Origin of the sequence: Dietzia massiliensis (assembly GCF_018390595.1) — a bacterium.
Taxonomy (GTDB): Bacteria; Actinomycetota; Actinomycetes; order Mycobacteriales; family Mycobacteriaceae; genus Dietzia; species Dietzia massiliensis.
Map to the genome: position 1 here is coordinate 1 of NZ_JAHBAV010000079.1, position 9573 is coordinate 9573.

Below are 9573 nucleotides of genomic sequence, written 5' to 3' on the forward strand. Positions count from 1 at the left end.
CGACCACTCGACGCGGACGCGGGCGGGCCCCGAGGCTGCGAGCGGGCGGAGCACGGCTGGCCCGACAGGGGCGAGGGCGGAGCACGCGGGCGGGGAACGCGCGAGCGAGTGGCCGGACCGGCGGTGGCGCGGGTGGCTCGGCTGGCAGACCGGCGGAGCGAGCTGGCGCTGGGGCGCGGCCCGGAGCCGGACAGGAGCTATAGTTGATGCATCACCAGTATCCGCGGCGTGCGCGCCGAGCCCGCCGCTCCGAGGAGGTCACCGTGCCCCTGCTCGTCCCCGGCGTCGAGATCCACCGTTCCCGAACACGATCCCGCGACCGGGGCGGTTGGCTGGACTCGCGGCACTCGTTCTCCTTCGGCCGCTACCAGGACCCGATGAACACGCACTTCGGGCGACTGCTGGTCAACAACGACGACCGCATCGCCGCCGGCTCCGGATTCGACACGCACGGCCACCGGGACATGGAGATCGTCACCTGGGTCCTGTCCGGCTCGCTCGTGCACCAGGACTCCGAGGGACACAGCGGGATCATCTACCCCGGACTCGCGCAGCGGATGAGCGCCGGCACGGGGATCCTGCACTCCGAACGCAACGACGCCTGGCGTGACGGCTCGGTCCGCACCGAGGCCGCCCCCGCCGACCCGGTCCACCTCGTCCAGATGTGGGTCGTCCCGGACGAGACCGGCGGGGATCCCGGGTACGAACAGCTCGAGATCGAACCGGCGGAGCTGGAGAACCAGCTCGTCGTCGTCGCCGGAGGGCTACCCACCTACTCGGACCGCGCCGCCATCCGGATCCGCGACCGCACGTCCGCGCTGCACGCAGCGCGGCTGGGACCCGGCCGCTCCGTCCACCTCCCCGACGCGCCCCACCTCCACCTCTACGTGCCCCTGGGCTCGGTGACGCTGGAGGGCGAAGGCCCGATGGACACCGGCGACGCCGCGCGGATGACCGCCGCCGGGGGGCGGCGTGTCACCGCCGGCGACCACGGCGCCGAGATCCTCGCGTGGGAGATGCACGCGGGCATGACGATGCTCGACGTCCGCGGCCACTAGTCCTTCTCGGTTGCCGTCCCCTTGTCGTCGCCGGCCGACAGGGGGGCACCGTCGTCCTGCTCCCCGTCCCCCGGGATGTGGTACAGCGGGTGCACCGGCTCGGGCGAGGGCGCCTCCTCGTGCTTCTCGAGCTCCTCGGCCGAGTAGGCACGGCGCCACTGCCTGGTGACCGTGGGGGGCCGCTCCCCCATGTCGTTGCTGATCCCGCGGACCAGGCTGTACATCATGACGAAGCCCATGATGAAGAACGGCAGTCCGACGACGGTGATGACCTCCTGCAGCGCGGTGAGCCCACCCTCGCCGGTACCGGCGAGGATCGTCGCGCCGACCGCTCCCATGAGCACGCCCCAGATGACGCGCTGATGGGTCGGCGAGGGCTCGAAGTCGTCGTCCTTGCCGGAGGCCATCATGTCGACGACCATCGACGCCGAGTCGACGGACGTGGTGAAGAAGACGACGACGAGCAGCACCGCGATACCGGAGAGCAGCGTGGCCAGCGGGTAGTTCGACAGGAACGCGAACAGCGCGCCCGGGATGTCGCCGTCGTCGACCACCGCCTCGGTGAGGCCGCCGGAACCGAAGAGTTCGATGTGGAACGAGGCCATGCCGAAGATGCCGAACCACAACACCGAGAAGCCCACCGGCAGGGCGAGGACGCCGAAGACGAACTGGCGGATCGTGCGGCCGCGGCTGATCCGGGCGATGAAGATGCCCACGAACGGCGACCACGTGATGGTCCACGCCCAGTAGAAGACGGTCCACGTGTTCTGCCACGAGGCCAGGTCGTCGTTGGCCGGGAAGACGTTGTTCCACAGCGCCAGCTCCGGCAGGGTCGACAGGTAGATCCCCAGCGACTCGACGGTGCCCTTGAGCAGGAACAGGGTCGGCCCGGTGGCCACGACGAAGATCAGCAGCGCGACCGCGACCGCGATGTTGAGGTTGGACAGCCGCTTGATGCCCTTCTCCAGGCCCAGGGCCACGGAAATGCACGCGATGGTGGTGACCACGACGATGACGAGGACCTGGACGACCGGGGACATGGCGATGCCGAACAGCTCGTCCAGGCCGGCGTTGATCTGCAGCGTGCCCAGGCCGACCGAGGTGGCCACACCGAACACGGTGCCGACGAGCGCCACGATGTCGATCGTCTTGCCGATCGGGCCGAAGATCTTGTCGCCCAGCAGCGGCGCGAAGATCGAGCTCACCCGCGGCGGCATCTTGCGCTTGTAGATGAAGTAGGCGAACGCCAGGGCGGGCAGCGCGAAGATCGTCCAGGTGTGCAGGCCGAAGTGGTACAGCGTGAACGCCATCGCCTCGGTGGCCGCCTCCCGGCTGCCGGGCTCGATGCCCCCGCGCGGCGGGGTCGCGAAGTGCGAGATGGGCTCCGCCACGCCCCAGAACATGAGGATGGTGCCGATCCCGGCCGCGAACAGCATGCCGAACCAGGCGGGCGTGGAGTGTTCGGGCAGCTCGTCGTCCCCGCCCAGGCGGACGTGACCGAACCGGCTGAGCGCGATCCAGATGAGGAAGCCGAGGAACGCGGTGACACCGAAGATGTAGAACCAGCCGAGGTTGGTCATGATCCACCCGGAGGCGGAACCGAAGACGCTGCCCACCCAGTCGCCGGCGAAGAACGTCACCACGACGAAGAGAAGGATGACCCCGACGGTCGTGAAGAACACCCCCGGATCGGTCTTGAGCCTCAGTGCTCTCAGTATCCGTTCGGACATGGTCTCTCCCGTCGTCTCGGCCCCTTCAGAGCACCGCTGCCGGATCGAGTGGCTCAGTCAGAGTTCACAAGTCAGTACGCGAAGTTGTGTACCACGAAAACTTTGCCGTTGCCGGAGTAGGCGATACCCATGCCCGCCGAACGGTAGCCCGGGTCGAGGAGGTTCTCGTTGTGACCGGGCGAGTTCTTCCACAGATCGACCAGGCAGATCGCCCCACAATGGGTGCCCGCGGCGACGATGTTCTCCCCGTGGCCACGGTCGATCAGCGCTGTGTTGTGAATCACTTCATCGCGGGCGGCGAGGCGGTCCGCCCACGCCTGGGCCGCCCGGTCGAGATCGGCGTTGGGAGCCAGGGCCCGGCGGCCGTGCGCGATGCGGTAGGCGTCGATCTCGCGGATGATCCCCTCGCGCAGTCCACCGGAGACCCCGAAGGCGGCGACATCCCCGTAGGCCATCTCGCTGGAGCCGACCGCCGCCCACGCCTCCGGCGGCAGGGCGGCGCGCACCTGCGAGACGATCCCCTCCACCTGGGGCACGAGGTGCGCCGGGATCAGGTGCTGCGGGATGAAGGACGGCAGGGTCTGGGCGGAAGCCGTGGCCGCCCCGCCGCCCAGGAGGGTGGCGGAGGTGATGGCGATCGTCGCGAGTGACGCGGTGAGCCTTGTGCGCATGATGGTGATAATGCCGCTTCGGTGCGCCTGACGCGAACCGTTTGACCGAGCAGGTAACGAGCCGGACTCGGCGCCGCGTTACCGCTGTGACCAGCGCTTATCAGTGGTGCAGATGTGACAAGGGTGGCCGCACTTTGCGTACGGGCGGCCAACTCGAGCACATGCGGAGCGGGCCCCGGAGCGGCTAGTCGAGCCTCTCGCGGACCAGTTGGAGGAACTCGGCACCGTAATCGAGTTGGACCTGAAGATCGCGGTAACGCGCTTCGGCCTCGGCGCGGACCTCCTCGACGGTCGCCCGCGCCGCGCGCCTCTCCTCCGACCCCGACTCCCCCGCCTGCGGGCGCCGGCCCGCGGCGAGCACGTCCGTGGCCTGCAGGAACTGCTTCATGCGCTCGAGAGAGAAACCCAGCGGCTTCATCCGCCGCACCAACAGGAGCCGTTCAACGTCGTCATCGGTGTAGAGGCGGAACCCGCCCGCGGTGTGACCGGAGGGGACGACCAGGCCGAGCTCGTCGTAGTGACGCAGAGTCCGGATCGACAGACCGGTGGCCTCGGCGACCTCGCCGATCTTCCGCACCGCGTCCTCCGACATGATCCTCCTTGTGGGCTTGCTCACAGCGGGCGCCGGAGATTCGCCGCATCATCAAACCTACCGTTACGGTAGCTTCAGAATCTCCCGCTACGGGAGAGTGTGTCATGCCCCTGCTCGGTGAGGACAATCCCCATGTCGGCTCCCGCCACCACTCCCGGGGCGCCCTCCCCGGCGCCTGCCGGCGACGACGACGGTCTGGCGCCGGTCGGCGTCCTGGCCTCGTTCCGGTACGCCTTCTCCTCCGTGCGGCGACTGCGGACCGAGGTCCTGGCCGGCCTGGTCGTCGCTCTCGCGCTGATCCCCGAGGCGATCTCCTTCTCGATCCTCGCCGGCGTCGATCCGCGCGTCGGGCTGTTCGCCTCGTTCACCATGGCCGTGACGATCGCCTTCACCGGCGGGCGCCCCGCGATGATCTCGGCGGCGACCGGCGCGATCGCGCTCGTCGTGGCCCCGGTCGCCCGCGACCACGGGATGGACTACCTCGTGGCCACCGTGCTGCTCGCCGGCGTCTTCCAGGTGGTGCTGAGCCTCATCGGGGTCGGCAAGCTCATGCGCTTCATCCCCAGGAGCGTGATGATCGGCTTCGTCAACGCGCTCGCGATCCTCATCTTCGCCGCCCAGATCCCCCACCTGCTGGGCGTTCCGTGGCTCGTGTACCCGATGATCGCGGCCGGCATCGCGATCATGGTGTCCTTCCCGCGGCTGACCACCGCGGTGCCGGCTCCGCTGATCGCCATCATCGCGATCACCGCCGTCGTCCTGCTCTTCGGATGGTCCATGCCGAACGTCGGGGACCAGGGGGAGCTGCCCTCGTCTCTGCCGGCGCTGTTCTTCCCCGACGTCCCGTGGACGCTCGAGACGCTGCAGATCATCGCCCCCTACGCCCTGGCCACCGCACTCGTCGGCCTCATGGAATCCCTGATGACGGCCAAGCTGGTCGACGACATCACCGAGGTACGCACCGACAAGACCCGTGAGGGCTGGGGCCAGGGCGTCGCGAATCTCGTCACCGGATTCTTCGGCGGCATGGGCGGCTGCGCGATGATCGGCCAGACGATGATCAACGTCAAGCAGTCCGGCGCCCGCACCCGGCTGTCGACACTCCTGGCAGGCGTCTTCCTGCTCATCCTCGTTGTGGCGCTGGGCGACATCGTCGGACTGATCCCCATGGCCGCGCTCGTCGCCGTGATGATCATGGTGTCGGTGGCCACCCTGGACTGGCATTCGATCCACCCGCGCACGCTGCGCCTGATGCCGCTGAGCGAGACGATCGTCATGGTCGTCACGGTGATCGCCACGGTGATCACCGAGAACCTCGCCATCGGCGTGGTTCTCGGTGTCCTCACCGCCATGGTCATGTTCGCCCGGCGCGTGGCCCACATGACGAGCCTGGAGAAGGTCTCCGAGCGTGACGTCGACGACGACGGCACCATCGACGTCCGCACCTACCGGGTGCGCGGTGAGCTGTTCTGGGCGTCTAGCAACGATCTGGTGTACCAGTTCGACTACTCCGGCGACCCCGAGCACGTGGTGATCGACCTGACCGAGGCCGACATCTGGGACGCCTCCACTGTCGCCACCCTGGACGCGATCACCCACAAGTACGCGGCCAAGGGCAAGACCGTGGAGATCATCGGGCTGGACGGCGCCAGTCAGGACCGACTGGAGAAACTGTCCGGCAATCTCGGCGAAGGGCACTGAGGCGAAGAGCGCCGGGCGCCGGGCCCCTCAGCCGATCGGCGCCGGCGCCCGGAACTCGGCCTCGAACTTCTCGTAGGAGAACGTGCCGAGCGCGCGGGCCCGGTCCAGTCCCAGCTCGCGGACGGCCTCGGCGAACCGGGCCACGTCGCCGCCGGCGTCGTCGGCTCCGGGCGCGATCGTCACGCGGGCCCCGCTGAGCGGCCGCATCCGCCCGCCGGTCGCCGTGGCCTGGGCCCGGACGAGGACGGGCGCACCGTCGAGGACCTGCACGCAGTTCATGGCGAGCGACTGACGGCCGGGGATCGGCAGGCCCACGCGCGTGTCGAGCCGGAGGTCGACGCCCCCCGCTCCGGCCGAGCCCACGGCGCCCAGACGCGCGTCGTCGAGGGCGCCTCCGGCCGTGCCGACCATGTCGCCCTTCCACTTGGGGAAGCCCCACAGCTCGTTGCCCGCCGCCAGCGTGAAGTCCTGGTCGACCGGCAGCTCGTGGATGTGCACCAGCGTCCCCGCGCCGGGCACGGTGAGCTGGAACGCCAGGCCGATCTCGTGATAAGCGCCCAGGACGTTGCCCGGCACGTCGTGGTAGCGGACGTGGATCATGATCGCCGGTGTGCGCCCGCCGGGCAGCGAGACGGGCTCGGCGCCCGCGGCCTCGATCACGGCGGGCTGCCGCCCGCCGGCGATGAGCATGCGCACGACGGCGGACCGCGCGAGGAAGGCCGCGCCCGAGACCGAGGCGGACACGACGGGAACCGGGAAGGTGATCTCGCGTCCGGCGACGACGCGTGATGTGGGAGAGGTCATGAGCCGACGGTAGCGGTCCCCGCGCCCGGAATCAGCCCCTTGGCAGGCTAACTACTCGCCGCTCAGCCCTGACCGTGCCGGACGAGACGCCCCCCGGCGGTCGGATGACCTCAGCCCGTCGGCCCGGTCGTGTCCTGCCCCGGCTGTGCCACGACGTTCTTGACCGAGCGGCCCTTGTACCGGGGACGAAGCAGGTTGGCCGGGGACAGGATGTCGTCGAGTTCCTCCGCGGACAGCAGGCCCATCTCCAGTACGACCTCGCGCACCCCGCGGCCGGAGCGAGCGCACTCGCGCCCCACGATGTCGCCGTTCTGGTGACCGATGATGGGGTTGAGGTAGGTGACGATCCCGATCGAGTTCATCACGTTGGCCCGGCAGATCTCGGCGTTGGCGGTGATCCCGCGGACGCACTTCTCGGTGAGCGTCTCCATGGCCTCGGTGAGCAGGGAGATGGACTCGAACATCGCCTGGGCGATCACCGGCTCCATGACGTTGAGCTGGAGCTGCCCGGCCTCCGCTGCCATGGTGACGGTCATGTCGTTGCCGATCACCTTGAAGCACACCTGGTTGACGACCTCGGGGATCACGGGGTTGACCTTGGCTGGCATGATCGACGACCCCGCCTGCAGTTCGGGCAGGTTGATCTCGTTGAGGCCGGCGCGCGGCCCGGAGGACAGCAGCCGCAGGTCGTTGCAGATCTTCGACAGCTTGACCGCGGTCCGCTTGAGGGCGGCGTGGACGTTGACGTAGTCGCCGGTATCGCTCGTCGCCTCGATGAGGTTCATCGCGCCGGTGACCGGGAGTCCGGTGACGAGGCGCAGGTGGTTGATGACGGCGCGGCGGTAGTCGGGCGGGGTGTTCAGGCCGGTGCCGATCGCGGTGGCGCCGAGGTTGACGTCGAGCAGCATGCGGGCGGCCGAGCCGAGGACGTGGAGTTCCTCGTCGAGGTTCACGGCGAACCCGCCGAACTCCTGGCCCAGCGACATGGGCACGGCGTCCTGGAGCTGCGTGCGGCCCATCTTGAGGACCTCGCGGAATTCCTCGGATTTGTCGTAGCAGGCCTCCCGCAGCGCGACGAGCGCCGGTTCGAGCCGCTCGAGCGCGTGCCACAGGGCGATGCGGAAGCCCGTCGGGTAGGCGTCGTTGGTGGACTGGGACCTGTTGACGTCGTCGTTGGGGCTGATGATGTCGTACGAGCCCTTGGGATGGCCGAGCCGCTCGAGCGCGAGGTTGGCCACGACCTCGTTGGTGTTCATGTTGACCGAGGTGCCGGCGCCGCCCTGGTACACGCAGGACGGGAACTGGTCCATGCAGCGCCCGTCGACGAGGATCTCGTCGCACGCCCCGACGATCGCGTCCGCCACCGTCTGGTCCAGGACGCCCATCTCGAGGTTGGCCAGAGCGGCCGCCTTCTTCACCATGACCATGCCGCGCACGAAGTCGGGGATGTCACTGACGGTGGTGGCTGCGATGGGGAAGTTCTCGACGGCCCGGACGGTGTGGATGCCGTAATACGCGTCCGCCGGGACCTCCTTGGTGCCGAGCAGGTCTTCTTCCACACGGGTCCGGGTCATTCGTCCTCCGCCTCTCGGGTCGCTTCCGGCCCACCCTAACCGTGGGACACCGGGCCTCGTCGCGATCCGCGGGCGGGGACACCGTGAGCCTGCCTAGTCTGGGGGCATGTCGCGCACGACGACCACCCGTGGCCCCCGGGCCCTGTCCTCGGCGCGGGACGTGCTGCGCCGCCTGTATCCGTCGGACGGGGTGCTCGGCAGCATCGTCGACCGGCAGGAGTTGCCGCTGCCCCGCGGGACGTGGGCGATCTTCGGGGTGGCGTTCGTGGGGTTCGCGACGCCGGTGATCGGGTTCGTCGAGCTGGCCGAGCGCATCCGCAGCGGCGCCAAGCTGCCCTTCGACCAGCCGGTGATGATGTGGCTGCAGCGCAGGCACTCGCCCTGCAACACTCGGATCGCCCGGGCGGTGACCGAGCTCGGCGGTGTCACGGCGGTGCCGTTGTTCGCGTTGGCGACGTCGGCCTACCTGGTGTCGGTGCGGGGCAGCCGCCGCCCGGCCGCGTTGCTCACGGTGTCGCTGGTGGGGTCGACGATCATCAACTCGGTGCTCAAGGCGCTGTACCGCCGCGATCGGCCGACGTTCTTCACGCACATCGTGCAGGAGAAGAGCTTCTCGTTCCCCAGCGGTCACGCCATGGCCAGCGCCGCGCTGGCGGGGTGCGCGTGTGTCCTGGCGTGGCCGACGCGGTGGCGGGCCGCGGTGATCGCGGGGTCGGCGGTGTATGTGCCGACCATCGGCGGCACCCGGATGTATCTGGGGGTGCACTTCCCCAGCGACATCCTGGCGGGCTGGTGTGTGAGTCTGGCGTGGGTGGGTGAGGTGGCGACCATCATGTGGCTGATGGACCGCCTCGATCACGCGCCGGCACCGATGATCCGCCGGAGGGAGACGGTATGACGACGACGAGACGCGCACGGGTGGAGCTGAGCCACGGCGACATCACGCGCATGGACGTGGACGCGGTGGTCAACGCGGCCAACAGTTCACTTCTCGGGGGCGGCGGGGTGGACGGGGCCATCCACCGCGCGGGCGGGCCGACCATCCTGGCGGAGTGCCGCGAGCTGAGGTCCGGCCGGTTGGCCGACGGGCTGCCGACCGGTCAGGCCGTCGCGACGGGCGCCGGTGACCTGCCCGCACGCTGGGTGATCCACACGGTCGGCCCGATCCACGGCCGCGATCCGGACGGTTCCCGGCTGCTGGCCGACTGCTACCGGAACTCGCTGGCGGTGGCCGACGAGCTGGGCGCGCGCACGGTGGCGTTCCCGCTGATCTCCGCGGGGGCCTACGGCTGGCCGCGCGAGGACGCGGTCCGCACCGCGCTGGCCACGCTGGCCGCCACCGAGACCGGGGTCGAGACCGCGACGCTCGTGCTCTTCGACGCTGACGCCCTGCGCCTGGCCGAGGAGTGCCGCGCCGACCTCCTCGGCGACTGAGCTCTCCCC

At 69.6% G+C, this 9573-nt stretch carries 9 protein-coding genes; 4 read left to right on the forward strand and 5 right to left on the reverse strand.

The genetic code is table 11. The annotated features are described in order from the left end of the window. The first annotated feature begins 206 nt into the window (after positions 1-206). Positions 207-1058 carry a pirin family protein gene (locus KHA85_RS15230; protein ID WP_213186453.1) on the forward strand — a complete coding sequence of 284 codons (852 nt, stop codon included), beginning with the start codon at positions 207-209 and terminating at the stop codon, positions 1056-1058. On the opposite strand, the gene KHA85_RS15235 is transcribed toward KHA85_RS15230, so the two are convergent. The 3 genes from KHA85_RS15235 to KHA85_RS15245 all read right to left on the reverse strand — a co-directional run bounded on the left by KHA85_RS15235 (position 1055) and on the right by KHA85_RS15245 (position 4051). Further along, positions 1055-2788, reverse strand: a complete 1734-nt coding sequence (locus tag KHA85_RS15235; RefSeq protein ID WP_213186454.1) for a BCCT family transporter — start codon at positions 2786-2788, stop codon at positions 1055-1057. The two genes, KHA85_RS15230 and KHA85_RS15235, sit on opposite strands and share 4 nt — an antisense overlap. Positions 2789-2859: 71 nt before the next feature. Further along, positions 2860-3459 (reverse strand): CAP domain-containing protein, encoded by a 600-nt coding sequence (locus tag KHA85_RS15240; protein ID WP_213186455.1) that lies wholly within the window; start codon positions 3457-3459, stop codon positions 2860-2862. Between the two features lie 184 nt (positions 3460-3643). Next, the gene (locus KHA85_RS15245; protein WP_213186456.1) at positions 3644-4051 is read right to left on the reverse strand and encodes a MerR family transcriptional regulator; all 408 of its coding nucleotides are present in this window, start codon (positions 4049-4051) and stop codon (positions 3644-3646) included. 132 nt (positions 4052-4183) lie between these two features. On the opposite strand from KHA85_RS15245, the gene KHA85_RS15250 reads away from it, so the two are divergent. Then, a complete protein-coding gene (locus tag KHA85_RS15250) occupies positions 4184-5752 on the forward strand; it encodes a SulP family inorganic anion transporter (RefSeq protein WP_236885775.1) in 1569 nt (522 codons plus the stop codon). Between the two features lie 27 nt (positions 5753-5779). On the opposite strand, the gene KHA85_RS15255 is transcribed toward KHA85_RS15250, so the two are convergent. Both KHA85_RS15255 and aspA read right to left on the reverse strand, forming a co-directional pair. Further along, the gene (locus KHA85_RS15255; protein ID WP_213186457.1) at positions 5780-6556 is read right to left on the reverse strand and encodes an acetoacetate decarboxylase family protein; all 777 of its coding nucleotides are present in this window, start codon (positions 6554-6556) and stop codon (positions 5780-5782) included. Positions 6557-6666: 110 nt separating this feature from the next. Continuing rightward, complete coding sequence (gene aspA, locus KHA85_RS15260; RefSeq protein WP_213186458.1) at positions 6667-8130, reverse strand: aspartate ammonia-lyase; 1464 nt, start codon at positions 8128-8130, stop codon at positions 6667-6669. Between the two features lie 106 nt (positions 8131-8236). Between aspA and KHA85_RS15265 the strand changes: the two genes are divergently transcribed. Continuing rightward, positions 8237-9028 carry a phosphatase PAP2 family protein gene (locus KHA85_RS15265; RefSeq protein ID WP_213186459.1) on the forward strand — a complete coding sequence of 264 codons (792 nt, stop codon included), beginning with the start codon at positions 8237-8239 and terminating at the stop codon, positions 9026-9028. After that, a complete protein-coding gene (locus KHA85_RS15270) occupies positions 9025-9564 on the forward strand; it encodes an O-acetyl-ADP-ribose deacetylase (RefSeq protein WP_213186460.1) in 540 nt (179 codons plus the stop codon). The genes KHA85_RS15265 and KHA85_RS15270 overlap by 4 nt, the downstream gene beginning before the upstream one ends. The last annotated feature ends 9 nt before the right edge of the window (positions 9565-9573 follow it).